General features: G+C 74.2%; 11 protein-coding genes. 8 read left to right on the forward strand and 3 right to left on the reverse strand.

Annotated features, from left to right (window positions below):
* The first annotated feature begins 109 nt into the window (after positions 1 to 109).
* The 5 genes from ACTWQC_RS33235 (at position 110) to moeZ (ending at position 7,589) form a co-directional block, all read left to right on the forward strand.
* Entirely contained in the window at positions 110 to 2,116 is a 2,007-nt protein-coding gene (locus ACTWQC_RS33235; RefSeq protein ID WP_443319579.1) for a DUF3492 domain-containing protein, read from the forward strand.
* A gap of 953 nt (positions 2,117 to 3,069) precedes the next feature.
* Positions 3,070 to 4,248: a hypothetical protein gene (locus ACTWQC_RS33240; RefSeq protein WP_443319580.1), complete on the forward strand. Its 1,179-nt coding sequence runs from the start codon at positions 3,070 to 3,072 to the stop codon at positions 4,246 to 4,248.
* A gap of 409 nt (positions 4,249 to 4,657) precedes the next feature.
* Positions 4,658 to 5,605: an NAD-dependent epimerase/dehydratase family protein gene (locus tag ACTWQC_RS33245; RefSeq protein ID WP_443319581.1), complete on the forward strand. Its 948-nt coding sequence runs from the start codon at positions 4,658 to 4,660 to the stop codon at positions 5,603 to 5,605.
* Entirely contained in the window at positions 5,593 to 6,348 is a 756-nt protein-coding gene (locus tag ACTWQC_RS33250; RefSeq protein ID WP_443319582.1) for a spherulation-specific family 4 protein, read from the forward strand. Before ACTWQC_RS33245 ends, ACTWQC_RS33250 begins: the two co-directional genes overlap by 13 nt.
* Positions 6,349 to 6,410: 62 nt before the next feature.
* A complete protein-coding gene (moeZ, locus tag ACTWQC_RS33255) occupies positions 6,411 to 7,589 on the forward strand; it encodes an adenylyltransferase/sulfurtransferase MoeZ (protein ID WP_443319583.1) in 1,179 nt (392 codons plus the stop codon).
* 528 nt (positions 7,590 to 8,117) lie between these two features.
* Here moeZ and ACTWQC_RS33260 read toward each other — a convergent pair.
* From ACTWQC_RS33260 to ACTWQC_RS33270, 3 genes are all read right to left on the reverse strand, one after another.
* Positions 8,118 to 9,686: an alpha/beta hydrolase gene (locus tag ACTWQC_RS33260; protein WP_443319584.1), complete on the reverse strand. Its 1,569-nt coding sequence runs from the start codon at positions 9,684 to 9,686 to the stop codon at positions 8,118 to 8,120.
* 241 nt (positions 9,687 to 9,927) lie between these two features.
* Positions 9,928 to 10,386, reverse strand: coding sequence for a hypothetical protein (locus ACTWQC_RS33265; protein ID WP_443319585.1), 459 nt, complete (start codon positions 10,384 to 10,386; stop codon positions 9,928 to 9,930).
* A 205-nt stretch (positions 10,387 to 10,591) separates the two neighbouring features.
* Positions 10,592 to 13,627 carry a lysylphosphatidylglycerol synthase transmembrane domain-containing protein gene (locus ACTWQC_RS33270; RefSeq protein ID WP_443319586.1) on the reverse strand — a complete coding sequence of 1,012 codons (3,036 nt, stop codon included), beginning with the start codon at positions 13,625 to 13,627 and terminating at the stop codon, positions 10,592 to 10,594.
* Positions 13,628 to 13,791: 164 nt separating this feature from the next.
* On the opposite strand from ACTWQC_RS33270, the gene ACTWQC_RS33275 reads away from it, so the two are divergent.
* The 3 genes from ACTWQC_RS33275 (at position 13,792) to ACTWQC_RS33285 (ending at position 22,275) form a co-directional block, all read left to right on the forward strand.
* Positions 13,792 to 14,190: an MGMT family protein gene (locus ACTWQC_RS33275; RefSeq protein ID WP_443319609.1), complete on the forward strand. Its 399-nt coding sequence runs from the start codon at positions 13,792 to 13,794 to the stop codon at positions 14,188 to 14,190.
* Between the two features lie 347 nt (positions 14,191 to 14,537).
* Positions 14,538 to 18,086, forward strand: a complete 3,549-nt coding sequence (locus ACTWQC_RS33280; protein ID WP_443319587.1) for an ATP-dependent helicase — start codon at positions 14,538 to 14,540, stop codon at positions 18,084 to 18,086.
* Positions 18,087 to 18,234: 148 nt separating this feature from the next.
* Positions 18,235 to 22,275 carry a UvrD-helicase domain-containing protein gene (locus tag ACTWQC_RS33285; protein WP_443319588.1) on the forward strand — a complete coding sequence of 1,347 codons (4,041 nt, stop codon included), beginning with the start codon at positions 18,235 to 18,237 and terminating at the stop codon, positions 22,273 to 22,275.
* Positions 22,276 to 22,472 lie beyond the last annotated feature (197 nt).

The raw sequence follows: 22,472 nt of genomic DNA on the forward strand, positions 1-22,472 counted from the left end.
ACCGCGATACCCACCCCCCCCCCCCCCCACCCGCGTACACGCTTACCGTCTTTCCGCTGCCAGACGGCGGTGTCCGGATGGTGACCGGATCGAGATCGGGGGTGCACACGTGCGCGTAGGACTGCTTACGGAGGGTGGGTATCCGTATGCGACCGGTGAGGCGAGGGTGTGGTGCGACCGGCTGGTGCGCGGACTCGCGCAGCATGAGTTCGAGGTCTATGCCCTGAGCCGGAGTGAGCGTCAGGAGGCGGCCGGCCGGCTCGAACTGCCGCCGCAGGTGCACCGGGTACGAACAGCTCCGCTGTGGGGTCCGGCGGGGGAGTGGCAGCCGGGCGGCGGCGCGAGGGGGCGCGCGCGGGCGCGCGGTTACGGATCGGCGCGCGGGTACGGGCGGCGCGAGCGACGGCGGTTCGCCGCGTGCTTCGGCGATCTGGCGGCGGCGATCTGCGGAGCGACGGGGGCGGCGGGGCCGGCGGGTGGATCGGTCCGCGCCTCGTCGGCCGTCGGCAGTCAGGCGGACCGTTTCGCCAACGGCCTCTATGGGCTCGCGGAACTCGCGGACGAATACGGCGGCCTGCCCGCCGCCCTCCGCTCCGAGACGGCCGTCCGCACCCTGGAGGCGGCTTGCCGTGCCCCCGGCTCCCTCCGGGGCGCGCACGGCGCGCAGCTCCCGGACCTGCTCGCCGTCCTCGACGGCCTCGAGCAGGCGCTGCGACCGCTGTCCCTCGACTGGTACGGCGAGGGGGACGAAGGGCTCGGTGGCGTCGACCTCTGCCACGCCACGTCGGGCGGTACGGCGGCGCTTCCCGGGCTTGTGGCCAAACGCTTCTTCGGGATTCCGCTGCTGGTCACCGAGTACGGCGTACGACTGCGCGAGCACTACCTCACGTACTCCGGCGCGCCCCTCGCCGCCCCCGTACGTGCCCTGCTCGCCTCCTTCCAGAGGCAGTTGGCGGCGGAGGTGTACGCCCAGGCCTCGCTCATCACCCCCGGCAACACGCATGCGCGCCGCTGGCAGGAGCGATGCGGCGCGGACCGCGCCAAGCTGCGGACCGTCTACCCGGGAATGGACGCGAGTCCCTTCGCGGCGGTGGGCGAGGCGGGGCCGGGTGAAGGGGCGGGCGTGAGGGTCGGTGCCGGTGCCGGTCCCGGTGCCGGTGCCGGTGCTTATGGTGCCGGGCCCGATGCGGAGGCCGCGGAGCGTGCCACGGACGACTGCACGCTGGTCTGGATCGGCCGGATCGAACCGGCCAGGGACCTTGTGGCCCTGCTGCACGCCTTCGCGCGGGTGCGGGAGGCGGTGCCCGAGGCGCGGCTGCGGATCGTCGGCGGGCCGGGGCGCGGACCGGACGCGGCCGCGTACGCCGCCCATTGCCGGGTACTGGCCGCGCAGTTGTTCCCCGACGAGGCCGCGAGCGCGGTGAGCGTCGGGGACAACCCGGTCTCCTTCGAGGAGGTCGGCGGCCCGGAGGTGCCGGAACTCGCCGATGCGTACGCGGCGGGCACGGTGATCGTGCGCTCGAGCGTCACCGAGGGCTTTCCCGTGGGCCTGGTCGAGGCGATGCTCTGCGGGCGGGCGACGGTCTCGACGGATGCCGGGGCGGTGTGCGAAGTCATCGGCGGTACGGGGCTTGTGGTGCCGCCGCGGAATCCGCGTGCGCTGGCGGACGCGTGCGTGGCGCTGCTCCGCGACCCGGACCGCCGCGCCCGGCTGGGCGCCGCGGCCCGGGCCCGGGCGCTCGAGCTCTTCACGGTCGAGCAGAACATCGCGGCATTTCGTGGCATCTACCTGGAGTTGATGTCGCACTGCCCGGTCCAGCGCGAGGCCGTGGACGAGGACGGCGAGCCGCTGCCCTTCGCCCGGCCGGCCGAGGCCCACGTACCGGGCCGCTGGGCCTCCTCCGGCGCTGCCCGCCCGGGCCCTGGGGCGGGCTCCTGGGAGGGCCCGGCCCGGGGGCGGGTCGCGCCTTCCCACATCCCGACCTGGGCGGCGAGCGTCCCTGGCCGGGCACCCGCCGCCGAGCCGATGCCCGTCGATGCGGCTCGCCGCGGCCATCCGGTGGGCGCCGGCGCGCCGTACGCCCCGCCCTCCTCCCACAGGGAGGCAGAGGCATGACCGCATCCCAATCTCCGGGAAGCCCATCCGACCCCGAGCCGGACGGCCCCCTTCCGCCGCCCTTTGCGGCGGAGGTTGCGGATGCCGTCACGGCGGGCCCGCGCGCGGCATCCGGCGAAGCGCGGCCCCTGGGGCCCAGCACCTGCGAGGACCTTGGCGGATGCGCGGACGCCGTCACGGCAGGTCCGCGGCCCAGTTCATCGGGCGTGGCGCCCGCTGCGGAGCCCAGGGCCGCCGGGTCCGCGGAGGCGGACGCGTACGCCGATGGAGTCGGCCATGCCCTGCGCGTCCCGGACGGCTCGGGCGACGGGGATACGCGTTCGGGCCCACTTCCCCCCTCCGCGGCGGAGGTTGCGGACGCGGCTACGGCGGGCCCGCGTTCAGCGTCCAGCGGGGCGCGCGCGGTTGGGGCGGAAGGCGACGCGTTCGGGGAGGTCGCGCCGGGGGCGGCCCCGCAGGGGGGCGAGAGGGACCTCCCGGGTATCCGTGGCGCGCGCGTTGCTTCGGAGGAGGAGGCCGGGTACCTGGGGGAGCTGGGCTCAGGTGCCGTGCCCAGGGGTGAGCACGGCTCCTCGGAAGGCGATGTGCCGCGACGGTCGGCGGGCGGGTACGCGAAGCCGCCCGACGCCACGGGGCGGGACTCGCTCGCCGCCGCACGGCAGCGGATTGCGCAGCGGCGCTCCGAGGGAGCCCCGTCCGGATCCTCGGGGAGAGCACCGCGCGAATGGTTCGAGGCAGCCGTCGACCCCTACCCACAGGAGGGGAGTTCGGTGTCAGCTGACGAGGTACGTGACCCACCTGGCAAGGCGACCGCGGGCGTTGGACGCGACTACGAAGGCGCGCGGGCGCACGCGGCCCATGCGCAGAACGGGCGGTCCGAACGGCACGGGCGGTCCGAGCGGCCCCCGCGGGGCATGGCCAGGCGAGGGCCCGCCGACCCCGTGAAGGCACTGATGCATCGACACCGGGAGCTGTGCGAACGGGCCGTCGATCCGCTCGAGATCGCCGCCGGTCTCGAGGCGCACGGCGTCACCGACCGTACGGCCGCGCGGTTCCGGCACCGCGACGTGTTCTCGCTCGCGGAGGAGCTCTACGCGCGCGTGCCCCGTGCCGAGGGCCACGCGCGCGTGGCGCCGCCGCAAGAAGCCGCCGTCGTGGCCCGGCCCCGCGCCCGGCGCGCGCTGTTGTATCTGCTGCCGGGCACTGCCTGCGCAGGCACCGTGGCCGGGGTCGAGCCGCTGGCGGCCGGGCAGGCAGTACGGCTGGGCGCCGGCGTCGCGGGCGCCGCCCTCGTGGTTGTGACGCTGTGGCTGTGTCTGCGGCGCGGGCCGCTGAGCCTCCGCGGCGCGTCACCGGGCACCGCACCGCTGTGGACCTGCTGGCTGCTCGGCCATCTCCTCCTCGGCGACGCGCTGCTCGCCCGGTGGGCCGGACGACCGCACGAGAGCCCTTGGTCGCTCCCCGCCCGTCCCGACGCACCGCTCGACGCACCCCTCGACGCAGCGCTCCACACGGCCTTCCACACGGCCCTCCACGCAGCCCACGCCGCCCTCTACGCGGCCCCGGCCGCCGTGGCCCTCGCCTTCGCCGTCGCGCCCGCCGCCTGGTGCGCCAGGTGGTTCACGGGATGCGCCCGGCGCAGGCTGACGGCCAGTCGAGGTCTCGAGGACTTCTCGGCGGGTATCCGGCCCCTGGTGCCGACGGTCGTCGCCCTCTTCCTTGCCGCTCTCGTCGGCCTGCTGGTCGCGGCCCGGGCGGGATCAGCCCTGTACCCGGGCGGCAGCTCGGAAGGCGGATCGTACGGGACCGCGGCCGCGGCCTCGGCGGCCGCGCTCGGCACGCTGCTCTTCGTCGCGCGCCTGCTGGCCGTCCACGGGCGTCCGTCCGCCGCCGCGCGCGGTCTCGCCGCGGCCTGTGCGGTGGAGGCGGCGGCGCTCGGCACGGCCCTGGCCGCCCGGCTGCCGGGATGCGGCGCGCTCGGCGGCCCGGTGGAGGCGGTCGTCGAAGCGTACGGCCCAGCCGCCGTACCGCTCGCCGCCTGCACCGCCGCCGCGCTCGCCCTCCTCGCCCACGCCACCGTCACCCTCTCCCGCGCCGAGGCCCACACCACACCCCCGGTGGTGCCCCGGTGACAACTCGCCCTCGGCATGCGCCGCATATGGCCCAGGCGCCCCCGGCCCGCGCCTCCCGCTCCGGCCGCCCCTCCCGCCGTACGGCGGCCACACGGGCGGTCCGGTTCCGGACCCTCCCGAGTCCCCCACGGCTCAAGTACGTCCCCCTAGGAGAACCCGAGATGAGAGCACTGCCCTCCCCACGACCCGCACAGCCACCCGCCCAGCCGCCCGTTCGTCCCACCGCATCCCGCCCGGTCCACCTGTCCGACCGCGACACGAGCCGTACACCCCGCCCCCAAGAGGCCCGCCCCCAAGAGAGCCACCCCCGCGACGCCCGTCCCCAAGAGTCCCGCCCCCATAAGCCCCGCTCCCACGACGCCCGCCCCCACGCGCGCGTGCTCCCGCCCCACCGCAAGGAGGCCGCACGATGAGGGTGTTGCTGTTGGGCGCCAACGGGTTCATCGGGCGGCATGTGGCCGAGCGGCTGCTCGCCGACCCCGCCGTCCAGCTCACGGCGCTCGGGCGCGGCGACGACGCCGACGTCCGGTTCGATCTGGCCGCCGGGAGCCCAGGCGCGCTGACCCGGTTCCTGAACGCCGTGCATCCCGGCGTCGTCATCAACTGCGCCGGCGCGACCCGTGGCGGCGCGCGCGAGCTGACCCGCCACAACACGGTGGCCGCGGCGACCGTCTGCGAGTCGCTGCGTCGCAGCAGCTGCGGTGCGCGTCTGGTGCAGATCGGCTGTGGCTCCGAGTACGGGCCGTCCCAGCCGGGCTCGTCGACCTCGGAGGATGCGGTGCCCCGCCCCGGCGGCCCGTACGGCGTGAGCAAGCTCGCCGCCACCGAGCTGGTCCTCGGCTCCGACCTCGACGCCGTCGTGCTGCGCGTCTTCTCACCCGCGGGCCCCGGCACCCCGGCCGGCTCCCCGCTGGGCCGCCTCGCCGAGGCGATGCGCCGCGCGATGCAGGCCGGGGACGCCGAGCTCAAACTGAGCGGCATCGGCGTGCAGCGCGACTTCGTGGACGTACGGGATGTGGCGCGCGCCGTGCACGCCGCCTCCCTGTCCGCCGCTCAGGGCGTGGTGAACATCGGCACCGGCCGGGCCGTAAGACTTCGTGACGCCGCCGCCGTTCTGGCGAAGGTCGCGGGCTACAGCGGCTCGGTCCACGAGCTCGACGCGAGCGCCGCCAGGGGCGGTCTCGGCGGAGCCGCCGAGCACCTGGGCATCCAGCCCGCGTACCCCTACCCGGACGGCTGCGGCAGCTGGCAGCAGGCGGACGTGCGCACCGCACGGGACCGGCTCGGCTGGCGCCCCCGCATTCAGCTCGAAGAGTCCCTCGCCGACATCTGGATGGAGGCAGCATGTCGTATCTGATCTCGGCCGGCCGACGGCGCGCCCCGACCGCGGGCGCGCGCGGCCTCGGCTTCGGGGTGCCCGGCTACGCCCACCCGCTGGTCGCCCCGGCCGAGTGGGCCGAGCTGACCCGCCCCGGGACGCCGGTGCACTGGGCGGTGCTGAACGTCGCGCGCGGGCCCGGCATCCGCCCGGACCCGCACTGCCTGGAGGCCGTGGGCCGGCTGGCGAACGCGGGTGTGCGGGTGCTCGGCCACCTCGACATGCGCCAGGGCACCCGCCCCTTCGCCGAGCTGGTCGGGGACGCCCACCACTTCCTGGACTGGTACAAGGTCGACGGCTTCTATCTCGACCGCTGCCCGTCCGAGCACTCCGAGCTGCAGAACACCCGGCGTACGACGACTACGCTCCGTGCCCTGCTCGGGGAGGCGTACATCGTCCTCGGGCACGGCGTGCACCCGTATCCCGGATACGCGGAGTGGGGTGACCAGCTGGTGACCTTCTCCGGGCCGTGGGCGGAATACCGCTGGTCACAGGTGGCGGAGTGGACGGCCGAGCACGCGCCGCAGCGCTTTTGCCACCTCGTGCACGGCGTCCCGCGCACGCACCTCGACGAGGCGATGCGTATCGCCCGCTGGCAGGGCGCGGGGACGATCTACTTCACGGACCGTACGGACCGGGGCGGCGGCACGGACCCCTGGGAGGCCCTTCCCGGTTACTGGGACGAAATCGTCTCGCGGATCGGACCGGGTGCCACGGAATGAGATGGGCCGTGGCACTGTTACCAACAGACGAACCGTACTCATAACCGACCAACGGAGTCCCCGTGTCGCTGCCACCCCTGGTCGAGCCGGCTGCCGAGCTCACCGTCGACGAGGTCCGCAGGTACTCCCGCCACCTGATCATCCCGGACGTGGGGATGGACGGGCAGAAGCGGCTCAAGAACGCCAAGGTGCTGTGTGTCGGTGCGGGCGGCCTCGGCTCGCCCGCGCTGATGTACCTCGCCGCGGCCGGCGTCGGGACCCTCGGCATCGTCGAGTTCGACGAGGTCGACGAGTCGAACCTGCAGCGCCAGATCATCCACAGCCAGTCGGACATCGGCCGCTCCAAGGCCGAGTCCGCCCGCGACAGCGTCAAGGGCATCAACCCGTACGTGAACGTGGTCCTTCACGAGGAGCGGCTCGAAGCCGAGAACGTGATGGACATCTTCAGCCAGTACGACCTGATCGTCGACGGCACCGACAACTTCGCCACGCGCTACCTGGTCAACGACGCGTGCGTGCTGCTGAACAAGCCGTACGTCTGGGGCTCGATCTACCGCTTCGACGGCCAGGCCTCCGTCTTCTGGTCCGAGCACGGCCCCTGCTACCGCTGCCTCTACCCGGAGCCCCCGCCGCCCGGCATGGTCCCGTCCTGCGCCGAGGGCGGCGTGCTCGGCGTGCTGTGCGCGTCGATCGGCTCGATCCAGGTCAACGAGGCCATCAAGCTGCTGGCCGGCATCGGAGAGCCGCTGGTCGGCCGCCTGATGATCTACGACGCCCTGGAGATGAACTACCGCCAGGTCAAGGTCCGCAAGGACCCCGAGTGCGCGGTCTGCGGCAAGAACCCGACCGTCACCGAGCTGATCGACTACGAGGCCTTCTGCGGGGTCGTCTCGGACGAGGCGCAGGAGGCGGCAGCCGGCTCGACCATCACGCCGAGCCAGCTCAAGGAGTGGATCGACGGCGGCGAGAACATCGACATCATCGATGTCCGCGAGCCGAACGAGTACGAGATCGTCTCGATCCCCGGCGCCCGGCTGGTCCCGAAGAACGAGTTCCTGATGGGCACCGCCCTCCAGGGCCTGCCCCAGGACAAGAAGATCGTCTTGCATTGCAAGACGGGTGTCCGCTCCGCGGAAGTGCTCGCGGTCCTGAAGAACGCGGGCTTCGCGGATGCGGTGCACGTGGGGGGCGGCGTGATCGGGTGGGTCAACCAGATCGAGCCGTCGAAGCCGGTCTACTGACGTAGGGTCGGCTCCGCCGCGGGAGTTCTGACGAGGCCCCTGCTCACCTCCGGTGAGCAGGGGCCTCGTCCGCGCCCTGGGCGCGGACGCCGCCCGGCTTCGCCGAGCCGGCGCGGCCCAGGCCCGGCGGCCCGAGCGCCTCGCATCGCTCGTGCCTCGCTCGTGCCTTGCGGGGCTGTCGCCCCGGCTCGATGGTGTCAGCAGGCGGCGGGCTGATGGGCTCTACCGTCGGCGGCGCCCGGCGCTGGCTCGCCTGTCGGCGGCGGCTGGCGCAGGCTTGCGCAGGTCATGGCGTCATGCGTACCCGGCGTTAGCTTGCGCGGGTCATGCGTCCCGTGGCGCCCGGCGCTAGTTCGCGCCGGTCATGCGGTCACGCGGCACCTCGTGCGCGGGTCATGGCGTCCCGGGCCGCCTGGCGCCTTGCGCGGGTCATGCGTCCCGTGGCGCCGGCGCTAGTCTGCGCAGGTCATCCGTCCGCGGCGCCTGGCGTTAGCGTGCGCGGGTTATGGCGTCCCGCGGCGCCCGGCGTTAGCTTGCGCAGGTCATGCCGTCGCGCGGGACCTTGCCTTCCAGCAGATACGCGTCCACGGCGTTCGTCACGCACGTCCCGGTCCCGTACGCGCCGTGGCCCTCGCCCTTGTTGGTGACCTCGATGCCCACGCCCTCGCCGAGCCCGTCGGCCATCCGCCGCGCGCCCTCGTACGGCGTCGCCGGGTCGCCCGTGTTGCCGACGACGACGATCGGGGCCGAGCCCTTCGCGGCGACGTCCAGGCTCTCCGAGCCGCCCTCGACCGGCCAGTCCGTGCACTGCATCAGGCCCCAGGCCAGGAACTCGCCGAAGACGGGCGAGGCCTTCCGGAACTCCGGGAGCTTCGCCTTGACGTCCGCGGGCGTGTAGCGCTGCTTCGCGTCGGCGCAGACGATCGCGGTGTTCGCGGACTGGATGTTGCTGTAGTGGCCCTGCTCGTCCCGGCCCGTCATCGCGTCGGAAAGGGCGAGGAGGAGATTCCCGGTCCCGAGGTCCTGGGCCTCCGAGAGGCCCTGCTTCAGATAGGTCCAGAAGTCTTCGGAGTAGAGCGCCTGCGCGATGCCGTTGAGGGCGTGGGACTGGGTGAGCCGGCGGCCGTCCTTGGTCGGCAGGGGCTTCCCGTCGAGCTGCCGCAGCAGGTCGGTGATCCGCTGGCGGCCCTGCTCCGGGTCGGTGCCGGTCGGGCAGGACGCGCCGTCCGCGGCGCACTCCTCCAGGAAGTTGTCCAGGGCGAGCTGGAAGCCCTTGGCCTGGCCCAGGGCGCTCTTCTCGGGGTCGTGGGTCGGGTCGACCACGGCGTCGAAGACGGCGCGGCCCACGTTCCGCGGGAACAGGTGGGCGTAGACGGCGCCGAGCTCGGTTCCGTACGAGATCCCGAAGTAGTTGAGCTTCCGGTCGCCGAGGACCTGGCGCAGCAGGTCCATGTCGCGGGCCGCGCTCTCGGTGTCCACATGCGGCAGCACCTCGCCCGAGTTCTGCTCGCAGCCTGCCGCGGACTTACGGGTGACCGCCAGGGACTCCTTCTCCTCCGCCGCGTCGTCCGGGGTGCCGTCGACCGCGTAGGCCGCGTCCATGGCCTTGTCGTCCAGGCAGCGCACACCCTCGCTGGCGCCGACGCCGCGCGGGTCGAAGCTGACCAGGTCGTAGCGGCTGTGCAGCTTCTCGTAGTCCTCCTGAGCGGCGAGGGGCAGGGTGGCCACGCCGGAGCCGCCGGGGCCGCCGAAGTTGAAGACGAGGGAGCCGATACGCCCGTCCTGGGCCTTGGCCCTGGCGCGGATCAGGGCGAGGTCGATCCGCTCGCCGTCCGGCTTCTCCCAGTCCAGCGGCACCTTCAGGGTGCTGCACTCCCACTCGGTGCCGTCGGGGAGCGGGCCGGGCTTGCCGGAGCCCGCGCCCTGGAGGACGGATGGGGCGGGACAGCTCTTCCAGCTCAGCTTCTGCTCGGCGAGCGGGCCGCCGGACTCGTCGCCGTCGCCTCCTCCGCCGCAGGCAGTGGCGGCCGCGGCGACGAGCATGGCCGTGGCGGCCGCGGCTCCGGCCCGCCCTATGGATCGCTTGCGTGTCGGCACCCTGCTCCCCGTTCGCCGGATCACTCTTTCAGGAACAGTAGAACAGCCAGTCGGTTTCTCAGCTCGGCCGAGGGCCCTCCCGGAGGACGGGAAGGCCTCGACTCCAGGAGGAACTCCGGCCGGAACTCCGGCAGGAATTCCGGCCGGAACAGGGCCGCGACCTGGACGGCTGAGCGCACGTACGGCCTCTCGCCCGGCCGCCTCTGCGTGCGTACGGCCTCAGGCCCCGGGCCGCCGGGCCTCAGCGCGCTCCCGCCGGCTCCGGCGGGGGCGCCTCCGCCCCCGTCTCGGCTTCAGGCCGGTCACCCAGCGTGACGTTGTGCAGCAGGACGATCGAGAGGACGGCTGCCGCGGCCATGACCGCGGCGCAGCCGATCACCGTGGCGTGCAGGCCACGTGTGAAGGCCTCACGCGCCGCGGCGAGCACGGTGTCCCCCGTCTGCCCCGGCAGCCGGCCCGCGACCGCCACAGCCCCGCCGAGGGACTCGCGGGCGGCGTCCGCCGCGCCGTCCGGCAGCGCGCCGGGCGCCGGGCGGACCGAGTCGGCGGCCTCCGCGTGGTAGACGGCGTTGCCGATGCTGCCCAGGATCGCCATGCCCAGCGCGCCGCCGAGCTCGGAGCCCGACTCCAGCAGAGCGGACGCGGCGCCCGCCCGCTCGGGCGGTGCGGTGCCGAGGACGAGTTCCGTGCCCAGCGCCATCACCGACCGCATAGATGCTCGCGCCGGTCAGGACGACGAAGAGCGGTGAGTCGTTCCGTACGAGGGTGAGCTCCAGGTAGCCCCCCGCGGCGACCAGGCAGACGCCACAGATGACGTATGTCCCGCGACAGCTGACCCAGGGCCCTGGGCGCCAAGGCCGACTGGATCGACCTGGACGGACCTGGGCCGACCTGAGCCGACCTGCCTAGATCGCTTCCCTGCGCGTCAGGTGCGTGAAGGAGAGCCAGCCGGGCAGCACCGGCAGCCAGAACGTCATCAGCCGGAACAGCAGCACCGCCGGCGTCGCGATCTCCTTCGGCAGCCCGGCCGCGATGAGGCCGAAGGTCAGCGTGGCCTCGACCGCGCCCACGCCGCCCGGCGTCGGGGCGGCGGACCCCAGCGCGTTGCCCGCGAGGAACACGACCGCGATGCTCGCGTAGCTCAGCTCGCCGCCGAACGCCCGGATCGACGCGTCCAGGCACATCACGAAGGCACCCGTCAGCAGCAGCGTCCCGCCGAGCCCCGTGAGCAGCTTCTGCGGCCGCTGCATGATGTCCAGCATCCGCGGCACCACACCCGCGAACAGCGACCGCACCCGCGTCGACAGGAACTTCCGCAGCGCCGGCACGGCGGTGACGATCAGCGCCAGTACGGCGGCCGTCAGCAGCCCGGCGATCACCGTACGGGACGGGGTCAGCGACGGCGTCCGCTCCGTCCCCGTGATGTAGCCGAAGACCATCAGCAGGACGATGTGCACGCCCAGGCCGACCAGTTGGGACGCGCCGACGCTCGCCACCGCGAGTCCCGGCCGTACACCCGAGCGCTGCAGGAAGCGGGCGTTGAGCGCGACGCCGCCGACCGCCGCGGGCGCGACCAGCTTGACGAAGGACCCTGCGACCTGCGCCAGCATCGTGCGGACGAAGGACACCTTCTCGGGCACGAAGCCGAGGAGGGTGAACGTGGCGGCCACGTACGTCAGCGCCGAGAAGGCCAGCGCGGCCGCGACCCAGTACCAGTTCGCCTCGGCGATCACGTCCTTGAAGCTGACGTGGGTGAGCGTCGAGAGCAGGAAGTACGCGGCGATGGCGCCCGCGATGATGCTGACCAGCGTGCGCGGCCTGATCCGCTCCAGCCGTGCGGGCTCGACCGGCGCCTGCGGCCGGATCAGCAGGATCTGCTGCCGGATCTGCGCGAGCAGGTCCTCCTCGCGGGCCTCCTCGATCGCCTCTTCGATGGCCCGCTTCTCGGCGATCCGCTCGGCCCGTACGGACTTCCGCTCCGCGCGCGTGGGCTTGCGGTCCTTGCGGTCCGCCCTGCCGCCCTCTGTCTTGCCGCCTTCTGTGGTGTCCGCGTCGCCGTGCTCGTCCTGCTCCGCCTGCAGGGCCTCGCGCGCCGCATGGGAGGCCGCCAGGACCGCCTCGCGCTCGCGCTGCGCCCGCTCCTTGGCCAGGTGCCGCAGCGTGGACCTGGTGGAGCGGCTGAGCGCGATGGGCTGCAGCAGGGGCAGGCTGTCGGCGACCGCGTCCGGGCCGAGGACTTCGACGGCGGCGGCCACCGAGCGCTCCGCGCCGACGCGCAGCCCGAGCGTGGTGAGGAGCTGGGCGATGTCCATGCGCAGCACCAGGTCGCCGGCCGCGATCTCACCGCCGCGCAGATCGGTCAGCGCGACATTGCCGGAACGATCCACCAGAATCGCGTCGCCGACCAGCCTCCGGTGGGCGATCCGCCGGGACTGCAGCGCCTGGACCTGCCGCCAGGTGTTGCGCAGCAGCTCGTCGGTGATCGCCTCGTCGGGCAGCGAGTCCAGGGTGCGGCCGCCCGTGTGCTCGTACACCAGCATCACGGCGTCCGGGCCGAGCTCGGAGGTGGCGATCAGCTTCGGTGCGTTGGCGCCCGCTGCGATGGCCGCATAGGCGAGCAGAGCCTCCTGCTCGAGGGCCTGGCGCAGCGACTGGAGGCTGCGGCGCTGGGTGATGCCGCGGAGCGCGAACCGGCGCCACACGCGGTAGAAGAAGCCCTGTGCCTGCTGCTCGCGGTCGACGACGGTGACGTCGAGCGGGGGGCCGTCCTCCAGAGTGACGATGTAGCGGCGGCCGCGCTCCTGGTTGTCGGCGTCCGGGGGCTCCTCGGCGCGCAGGGCGCTGATCGGCTTGAAGCCGACGCGGCGGAGTCCGGTGAGGAGGTTCCGGCCGGTGGGCCGTACGTTCGGGGAGCCGACCGTGTAGAGCGTGCCGTACGCGACCGTCCAGCCGATCAGGACGGTGACGAGGATCGAGAACGGTGTGGCGAAGCCGCCGACGAGCACGGCGAACACCTGCAGTGCCAGGACGACCCACAGCAGCACGCGCCAGCGCGGGCGGCGGGCCATGCCGACCGCCGTCATATAGGCGATGACGGGGGCCAGATAGCCGTGCACGGGGTCGGTGATGTCGCCGCTCGGGGCCTGCTTGGTGAGTGCCTCCTGGATCGAGTCGGGCGCGGACCGCGCGACCCACAGGTCGGTGGCGAGCGACACGCCGTGCGCGAGGACGGCGGCGAGTACGCCGTCCGCGATGCGCAGCCCGTCGCGCTTGATCAGCCGCTCGATGGCGAAGGCGACGGGGACGATGAGGATGGCGACGCTCGAGGCGAACCCGGCGACGCTCGTCAGCAGGTCGGGGGCCTGTCCTGTGCCCTTGCCGATGTCCTGCTCCAGGCCTTCTGTGGTGCCGTGCGCGAAGGCGGCGATGCCCAGGACGACGATGATGCCGAGGATGCCGAGCAGCACGCGTACGAGGTCGGCTGGCCGGTGCACGCGCGCGGGGAGCAGCGGCTCGTCCCCGGAGACCTGGTCGACGTGGACCTCGCCCTCGTCGTCGCCGTCACCGCCGGCAGCGCCGCCCGCGGGGCGCGGGGATGTCCTCTCGGGCCTCTCGGATCCTGCCTTGTCGGCTCCTGTCCTGTCGGCTCGTGCCCTGTCGGCACGTTTCCCGTCGGCACGTTTCCTGTCGGGCCGCGCTGTGTCCTGGCGGGTCTCCTCGTGGGCGTCCTGGTCGGCGTCCTGGTGGGCGCGGTGGTCCTGGCTTTCCTGGGGGCCCTGGTGGTCCTGGTCGGCGGAGTCCGGCCGGGCCTTTTTGTCGTGGCGCGGCGCCGTCCTGCCGGTCCGTCCGGCGTCCGGGCGCGACGACTCGTCAGAGGTGCCGGCTCCCTCAGGAGGCCCCGCACTCTGCTGCCCTGCCGTCTCTTTTTGATCTCGTATCACCAGTCACCGCCCGGAAGATGGTGGCACGGCCGGACCCCGGAGGTGGGCATCAGGGTGCATTTCGAGGGCGGGGGAAGCGGAAGGAACGCCACCGGTTGGCGCCGTACGGGCTCCGGGGCGGCGAGGGGCCGCTCCCGGCCGCGCTGTCGGTGCCGTACGGCACCATGGTCCGGGTGAGTCCGGAGAGCACGGCGGCGGAGCGGCTGCCGGAGTACGCGGAGCGGGTCCTGGAGGTCGCCGAGCTGATCCCGCCGGGCCGGGTGATGACGTACGGGGACGTGGCCGAGTGGCTCGGTGAGGGCGGCCCCCGGCAGGTGGGACGGGTGATGGCGCTCTATGGCGGCGGTGTGCCGTGGTGGCGGGTCGTCCGCGCGGACGGTGCCCTGCTGCCGGGCCACGAACAGCGGGCGCTCGCCCACTACCGCGCCGAGGGCACCCCGCTGCGCACGGCCGCGCGCGCCGCCGCGGGCCATCAGCCGAAGATCGACATGGCCAGGGCCCGCTGGGCCGGCAGCGGGGGCGGCGGCGCCGCGAGCGGCGCGGACGAAGGAGCTCATATCTGACAGCTTCCGCCATTCGGCGGCAGAAGAGGTGATCCAAAGTCCTTTGGGAGTATTCGCAGCGGACATCGGGGTGTCGGATCGACACGCGAGACGCGCTGCGCCTCGCGGCCCCGGAGGCGTAGCGTCGAGAGCTCGCACCATGAAGCACGTGGGGAACGTGAGACCCGCAAGGCACGCGAGCCACGTGAGGAGCGCAAAGCGCCCGAAGACCGCGAGAACCACTGAGTCCACGGACACCACATACAGCAGAGAACCCACGAAGACCAGGCATTCACGCAATCCACGGATTCACCACCAGCAACACGCACGCACGCAGCACAGCACACCCACCAGGACCGGCGACCCACGTGAGCTCCTCCATCCCGCCCCTCTCGGCGCACCGGCAGGTACGAACACCGGCCACCGGCGCGTACCGACTGGTGCGCACCCCGCCGGAGCCGGTGGATCCTCCTGTGCTGGACGCACGGCAGCGCGCGGTGGTTGACCACCCCGGCGGTCCGCTACTCGTCCTCGCCGGACCCGGCACGGGCAAGACGACCACACTCGTCGAGGCGGTCGCGAAGCGGGTGGCCAAGGGCACGGACCCGGAGCGGATCCTCGTCCTCACCTTCAGCCGCAAGGCGGCGGTCGAGCTGCGCGACCGGATGGCGGCCCGCCTCGGCGGCGCCCACAGCCCGCAGGCGACCACCTTCCACTCGTACTGCTACGCGCTCGTCCGCGCCCACCAGGACGCCGAGCTCTTCGTCGACCCGCTGCGGCTCCTCTCGGGCCCGGAGCAGGACGTGGTGGTGCGCGAACTGCTCGCCGGGCAGGCGGAGCTGGAGCACGAGGGCCGCGGCGCGGTCCGCTGGCCGGTCGAGCTGCGCGCCTGCCTGACGACGCGCGGCTTCGCCGACGAGGTGCGTGCGGTGCTGGCCCGCAGCCGCGAACTGGGCCTCGGGCCCGACGCGCTCGGCGCCTTCGCGCGCAGAACCGGGCGGCCGGACTGGGGCGCGGCGGCCTCCTTCCTCGCCGAGTACCTGGACGTGCTGGACGCGCAGGGGGTGCTGGACTACGCGGAGTTGGTGCACCGGGCGGTGCTGCTGGCCGGGCGGCCGGAGGTCGCGGCGGAGCTCGCGGCGCGGTACGACGCGGTGTACGTCGACGAGTTCCAGGACACCGACGCCGCGCAGGTGCGGCTGCTGCGCTCGCTGGCGGGAAGCGGGAGGACGCTGGTCGCCTTCGGCGACCCGGACCAGTCGATCTACGCCTTCCGGGGCGCCGACGTGGGCGGCATCCTCGAGTTCCCGCACGCCTTCCGGAAGGCCGACGGCACCCCGGCGGACGTCGAGGTGCTCGGCACCTGCCGCCGCTCGGGCGCCGACTTGCTGGCCGCCACCCGCCTCATCACCCGCCGTATGCCGCTCACCCGGCTCCCGGCGGACGCCGTACGCGCCCACCGCGACCTTGCGGCCGTACGGAACGGCGGCCGCGTCGAGGTGTTCACGTATCCGACGGCGGGGGCCGAGCTGGGCAACATCGCCGACATTCTGCGCCGGGCGCACCTGGAGGACGGCGTGCCCTGGCGCGAGATGGCGGTCCTGGTGCGGGCGGGCGGCCGTACCATCCCCGCGGTCCGCCGCGCCCTCACCGCCGCGGGCGTCCCCCTGGACATCGACGGCGACGATCTCCCGCTCCGCCACGAACCGGCGGTCGCGCCTCTGCTGACAGCCCTGAGGGTGGCGGCGGAGGCGGCGGTGAGGGCAGTGGCGGGGGGCGCGGGCGCGGCCGCTCCGCCTCAGGCCGAAGACCGGGCGGCGCCGGGGCCCGCCGGGCCGGAGGGGCCTGCGCCTGCGGCCTTGGCCCCTGCGGGAGCCGAGGCGTTGGGGCCTGCGGGGGCCCGGGGCGCGGGAGTTGTGGAGTCGACTGCCGGGGTTGGTGAGTCCGCCGAAGGCGGTGAGGGTGTGGCTGCGGGCCCGGGACCCCTCGGGGCGCAAGGCGCGGCCGCGGCCCCTGGCGCGGCTGGATCGGGGGTGGATGGGCCCGCCATCGATGTCGAGACCGCCATCGGGCTGCTCACCTCGCCGCTCGGCGGGATGGACAGCGCCGATCTGCGGCGGCTCGGGCGGGCGTTGAGGGACGAGGAGCGGGCCGCCGGGCGGGCCGTACCGCGCGCGTCCGACGTGCTCATCGCCGAGGCGCTCGCCGAGCCCGAGCGGCTCACCGCGCACGACCCGGCGTACGCGCGCGTGGCCCAGCGGCTCGGGCGGCTGCTGCGCGACGCGCGCGAGCTGCTGGCCCGCGGCGGCACCGCGGAGCAGGCGCTGTGGGCACTCTGGGACGGCACGCCCTGGCCGCAGCGGCTCGAGCGCGCCGCCCGGCGCGGCGGTGCCGCCGGGCGGAACGCGGACCGCGACCTGGACGCCGTCTGCGCCCTGTTCGAGACCGCGGCACGCGCCGAGGAGCGCACCGGCGGCCGCGGCACCCTCAACTTCCTCGAGGAGCTCGACGCCCAGGACATCGCCGCCGACACTCTGTCCCGCAGGACCGTACGCCCCGACGCCGTACGCCTGATGACCGCGCACCGCTCCAAGGGCCTGGAGTGGCGGCTCGTCGTCGTCGCGGGCGTCCAGGAGGGCCTGTGGCCCGATCTGCGGCGGCGCGGTTCGCTGCTCGAGGCGGACCGGATCGGCCGCGACGGCCTCGCCGAGCCACTCACCCCCGGCGCCCTGCTCGCGGAGGAGCGGCGGCTGTTCTACGTCGCCGCCACGCGCGCGAAGGAGCGGCTCGTCGTCACCGCCGTCAAGGCCCCGGCCGACGACGGCGACCAGCCCTCCCGCTTCCTCACCGAACTCGGCGTCGAGCCGGCCGACGTCACCCACCGCCCCCGCCGCCCGCTCTCCGTCGCCGCGCTCGTCGCCGAGCTGCGCGTCACCACCGTCGACCCCGCGGCGTCCCCGGCGCTCCGGGACGCCGCCGCCCGGCGTCTGGCCCGGCTGGCGGCCCTGCGGGACGACAACGACCAGCCACTGGCCCCCGCGGCCCACCCGTACCGCTGGTGGGGCCTGTACGAGCCGACGCACAGCGAGGTCCCGCTCCGGGACCCGGCACGCCCCGTCACGCTCTCCGGCAGCGCCCTGGACCAGCTCGCCAACACGTGCTCGCTCCAGTGGTTCCTGGGGCGCGAGGTGAAAGCGGACGCGCCCTCGACCGCCGCCCAGGGCTTCGGCAACGTCGTGCACGTCCTGGCCGACGAGGTCGCCTCCGGCCGTACGCCCGCGGATCTGGCCGTCCTCATGGAGCGGCTCGACTCCGTCTGGGACGCCCTGGCCTTCGACGCGCCCTGGAAGTCGCAGCAGGAGAAGGACAACGCGCGCATGGCCCTGGAACGCTTCCTGCGCTGGCACGTCATGGACCGTGCGGCGCGGACCCCCGTGGCCACGGAGCAAGACTTCGACGTGACCCTGGAAGCGGGCCCGTACTCCGTACGGATCCGGGGCAGCATGGACCGCGTCGAGGAGGACGCGCAGGGCCGTGCCTACGTCGTCGACTTCAAGACCGGCAAGACCAGGCCGACCGGGCCGGAGGTCGCCCGGCACCCGCAACTCGCCGTGTACCAGCTGGCCGTACGGGCGGGGGCGGTGGACGGCGCGTTCGGGGGGCGTACGCCCGAGGCCGGGGGCGCGGAGCTGGTCCATCTGCGCCTGGGCGCACCGGAGAAGGACGGCGGCGAGGAGTCGCCGGCGGTCCAGGCGCAGGAACCCCTGGAAGGGGAGTGGGTCGGGGAGTTGCTCGCGGCGGCCGCGGGCCGGGTCCTCGACGAGCGGTTCGCGCCGAGTACCGGTCAGCACTGCCAGCACTGCTCCTTCCGGAACTCCTGCACCGCCAGGCCCGAGGGCCGCCAGGTCGTGGAGTGAGGGCGGTGGTGGAGCGAGGCGGGTCATGGAGTGAGTCGGGTCATGGAGTGAGCCAGGTCGTGAAGTGGGCCGGGTCGTGAAGTGAGTCGGGTCGTGGACCGAGCCCACCCCGCCACGGCTGTCAGTTGCGGCTACTAGCCTCACTCGGGTGGCCCCACGCATCACCGACCCCGAGCAGCTCAAAGAGCTCCTCGGCATCCCCTTCACCCCGGAGCAGACGGCGTGCATCACCGCGCCGCCCGCCCCGCAGGTGATCGTGGCCGGAGCCGGCTCGGGGAAGACGACGGTGATGGCGGCCCGCGTGGTCTGGCTCGTGGGAACGGGACAGGTCGCGCCGGACCGGGTGCTGGGCCTGACCTTCACCAACAAGGCCGCGGGCGAGCTGTCCGAGCGCGTGCGCAAGGCCCTGATCAAAGCGGGCGTCATGGACCCGGACGCGCCCGCCGACCCCGCCGGCCCCGCCGCGCCCCCGGGTGCCGGAGCCCCCGCTGGCTCGCTCGCCGGTGCCTCCGGCGAGCCGGAGGACGCGCTCGGCGAGCCCCGGATCTCCACCTACCACGCCTTCGCGGGCCAGCTCCTCAAGGACCACGGCCTGCGCATAGGGCTGGAGCCCACGGCCCGGCTGCTCGCCGACGCCACCCGCTTCCAGCTCGCCGCGCGCGTGCTGCGCACCGCCCCCGGCCCGTACCCGGCGCTCACCAAGTCCCTGCCCGCCCTCGTCGACGACCTGCTCGCCCTCGACGCCGAGCTCTCCGAGCACCTCGTCCCCGCCGAGCGCCTGCGGGCGTACGACACGGCGCTGCTGCGCAGGCTCGAGGGCGCGCGGCTGAGCAACGCCGAGCTGCGCAAGGTGCCCGAGGCCGCCCGCGCCCGCCTGGAGCTGCTGGAGCTGGCCGGTGCGTACCGGAGCGAGAAGCATCGCCGCGACCTGCTCGACTTCGGCGACCAGATCGCGCTGTCCGCGACCCTCGCGCGCACCCACCCCGAGGTCGGTCGCATGCTGCGCGAGCAGTTCGCGGTCGTCCTCCTCGACGAGTACCAGGACACGTCGGTCGCCCAACGGCTGCTGCTCGCCGCCCTGTTCGGCGAGGGCACGGGCCACGCCGTCACCGCCGTCGGCGACCCCTGCCAGGCCATCTACGGCTGGCGCGGAGCCTCCGTCGCCAACCTCGACGACTTCCCCGCCCACTTCCCGTATGCCGACGGCCGCCCGGCGCAGCGTTTCGCGCTCAGCGAGAACCGGCGCAGCGGCGGCCGCCTCCTGGACCTCGCCAACCGGCTCGCGGCGCCGCTGCGTTCGCTCCACGCGGGCGTGGAGGCACTTCGCCCGGCCGACGGCGCCGAGCGCGACGGCACGATCCGCTGCGCCCTGCTGCCCACCCACGCCGACGAGCTGGTGTGGCTCGCCGACTCGATCGCCCACCTGGTCCGTACGGGCACAGCGCCCGGGGAGATCGCCGTGCTGTGCCGTACGGCGGGCGACTTCGCGGAGATCCAGCGCGCGCTGGTGGAGCGGGACGTGCCGGTCGAGGTGGTGGGCCTGTCCGGGCTGCTGCACCTGCCGGAGGTCGCGGACCTCGTGGCCGTGTGCGAGGTGCTGCAGGACCCGACGGCCAACGCCGCGCTGGTCCGGCTGCTGATCGGACCACGCTGGCGGATCGGTCCGCGCGACCTGGCGCTCCTGGGCCGCCGCGCCCGTACGCTCGTACGCCATGCCGACCACGCGGACCCCGCAGCCGCGGACGGCGACCCCGACCGGCGCCTCGCGGAGGCCGTCGAGGGCACCGACCCGGCCGAGGTCGTCTCGCTCGCCGACGCACTCGACACCTTCCTGGTGACCGAAGGTCCTGACGACGGCCTGCCCTTCTCAGCGGAGGCGCGGGTCCGCTTCGCGCGGCTGGCGGCCGAGCTGCGCGATCTGCGGCGATCCCTCGCTGACCCGCTCATGGACGTGCTCCACCGGGTGCTGGCCACGACCGGCCTGGAGGTCGAACTATCCGCCTCCCCGCACGCACTGGCGGCCCGCCGCCGTGAGACGCTCGGCAACTTCCTTGATGTGGCGGCGAGTTTCGCCGCGCTGGACGGCGAGGCCACGCTGCTGGCCTTCCTCGGCTTCCTGCGCACGGCCGTCCAGCACGAGAAGGGCCTGGACAACGCCCTGCCCGGCGGCGAGAACACGGTGAAGGTGCTGACCGCCCACAAGTCCAAGGGCCTGGAGTGGGACGTGGTCGCCGTCCCGGGGCTGGTCGCCAAGCAGTTCCCCAGCGAGCAGTCGCGCGAGTCCTGGACCTCGAACGCGAAGGTGCTGCCGCACGCGCTGCGCGGCGACGCGGCGACCCTGCCGGACGTGGGGGAGTGGGACAGCAGGGGCCTGGCAGCCTTCAAGGCCGCCATGAAGGACCACCAGGCGACCGAGGAACTCCGGCTCGGCTACGTGACGTTCACCCGCCCGCGCTCCCTGCTGCTCGGCTCCGGCCACTGGTGGGGGCCGACGCAGAAGAGGCCGCGCGGGCCCTCCGCCTTCCTGGAGGCGCTGCGCGAGCACTGCGAGCGGGGCCACGGGGAGATCGAGGCCTGGGCCGACGCGCCGGGAGAGGGCGAGGAGAACCCGTCCCTGAAGGCGTCCGCAGCCGCGGAACAGGCCTGGCCTCTGCCTCTGGACCCGACGGCCCTGGCCATGCGCCGACGCGCGGCCGAGACGGTCCTGGCACACCTGGACGGGCTTACGTCGGCCGCGGGTGCTGGGGGTGCTGGGGGCGAGGTCGGAGCGGGGCGCGGGGGCGGTGCCGGGCGTGAGGGTGGAGCGGGGCATGAGGGTGCTGCGGGGCATGAGGGTGCTGCGGGGCATGAGAGCGGTGCCGGATCGGTTGTCGCCTCCGCCGCCATGAGCACCGGACCCGCACTCGTACAACCCCCCGAGGCCGTGCGGGCCGGACACCCCGCCGACGATGTCCGCGCCGCGGAGTTCCCCGGACGGGACCGAGCAACGCGCGCGTGCGCCTCCGTACTCCCGGCTGCCGATGCCGCGGGAGAGCCCCATCCAGAGCCCCGGGAGGCCGACTACGCCTACGACCCGGAGTGGCCCCCGCCGCCCGACGATGACGCGGACCCGGGTCCGCCGCCACTGCCTGAGGACGAGGACGAGGACGGGAACGCGGACGCATTCGACCCGTCCGGCGACGCCGACCCAGGCGACTGGGACACCTGGTCGCCGGTCCGCCCGCCCACCCCGGGCCATGGCGAACACCCGCCCCACGCCGCCGAATTCGCCGCCCGCCCCGTCGGCGAAGAAGTGCCCGGCGGCGAGGGTGAGCTGAGCAGCGAGGGTGTGCCGGGCGGCGCTCAGGGTCTGCCCGGCGTCGCAGGTGTACCGGGCGCCGTGCCGCGCCAGACCCCGGCGCCCGGGGCGGAGACCGCCACGGCGGCCGGGCATCCGCCCGTACCGGCTGGGGCGGAGCCCCCCGCCGGCCCGCTCACGCCCGAGGAGGCGCGGGCCGTCGCCTCATGGGACCGGGATCTCGAAGCGCTCGCCGGTGAGTTGCGCCAGGCCCGGGCGACCGTACGGGACGTGCCCCTGCCGCCCTCGCTCAGCACCTCGCAGGTGCTCCGCCTCGCCGCCGACCCCGACGGTTTCGCGCAGGAGCTGGCCCGGCCCATGCCGCGCCCCCCGCAGCCCGCCGCGCGCCGCGGCACGCGCTTCCACGCGTGGGTCGAATCGCGCTTCGAGGAACTGCCGCTGCCCCTGCTGGGCCCTGACGAGCTTCCCGGCGGCCTCGATGACGCCCTTGCGGACTCGACCGCGGAGATCGCGGACGAGCGCGATCTGACGGCACTCAAGGAGGCCTTCGAGCACACCCCGTACGCCCGCCGCACCCCGTACCGCGTCGAGGCGCCGTTCCAACTGGCGCTCGCGGGCCGGATGATCCGCGGCCGCATGGACGCGGTGTACCGCGACAGGGGCGCGGACGGCGGTGACACGTACGAGATCGTCGACTGGAAGACGGGCCGAGGCCGGTCCGCTGACCCGCTCCAGCTCGCGGTCTACCGCCTCGCCTGGGCGGAACAGCACGACCTCCCACTGTCGGCCGTGACGGCGGCGTTCCTGTACGTCCGCACAGGCGAAATCGTGCGCCTCCCGGACCTCCCGGACCGCCCGTCCCTGGAGCGGATCCTGCTCGGCGAGGACTGACCACCCGCGTCCGCCCGGCATCACGCATCGGCGACCGTCCGCCCCAAAGCGTCCCGCCGACGCCCGAACCGCCCTGGCGGGCGGCGAGACACCGCCCCGGGATGAGCCGGGCTCGACTGGCTGACCGACGGTCTGCCGCCCTGGGCTCCAGCCGTGCCCCCGTGCCCTGCGGGAGCTGAGGCCTGCGGCGAGCAGGG

The organism is Streptomyces sp. 8N616, from assembly GCF_052246385.1.
Lineage (GTDB): Bacteria > Actinomycetota > Actinomycetes > Streptomycetales > Streptomycetaceae > Streptomyces.

Excerpts from the sequence above, each read along its gene's own strand:
- ACTWQC_RS33240 (WP_443319580.1), top strand. The coding sequence starts at position 3,070 with ATGCATCGACACCGGGAGCTGTGCGAACGGGCCGTCGATCCGCTCGAG.
- ACTWQC_RS33265 (WP_443319585.1), bottom strand. The coding sequence starts at position 10,386 with ATGGCGCTGGGCACGGAACTCGTCCTCGGCACCGCACCGCCCGAGCGG.
- ACTWQC_RS33275 (WP_443319609.1), top strand. The coding sequence starts at position 13,792 with ATGGTCCGGGTGAGTCCGGAGAGCACGGCGGCGGAGCGGCTGCCGGAG.
- ACTWQC_RS33245 (WP_443319581.1), top strand. The coding sequence starts at position 4,658 with ATGAGGGTGTTGCTGTTGGGCGCCAACGGGTTCATCGGGCGGCATGTG.
- ACTWQC_RS33250 (WP_443319582.1), top strand. The coding sequence starts at position 5,593 with ATGTCGTATCTGATCTCGGCCGGCCGACGGCGCGCCCCGACCGCGGGC.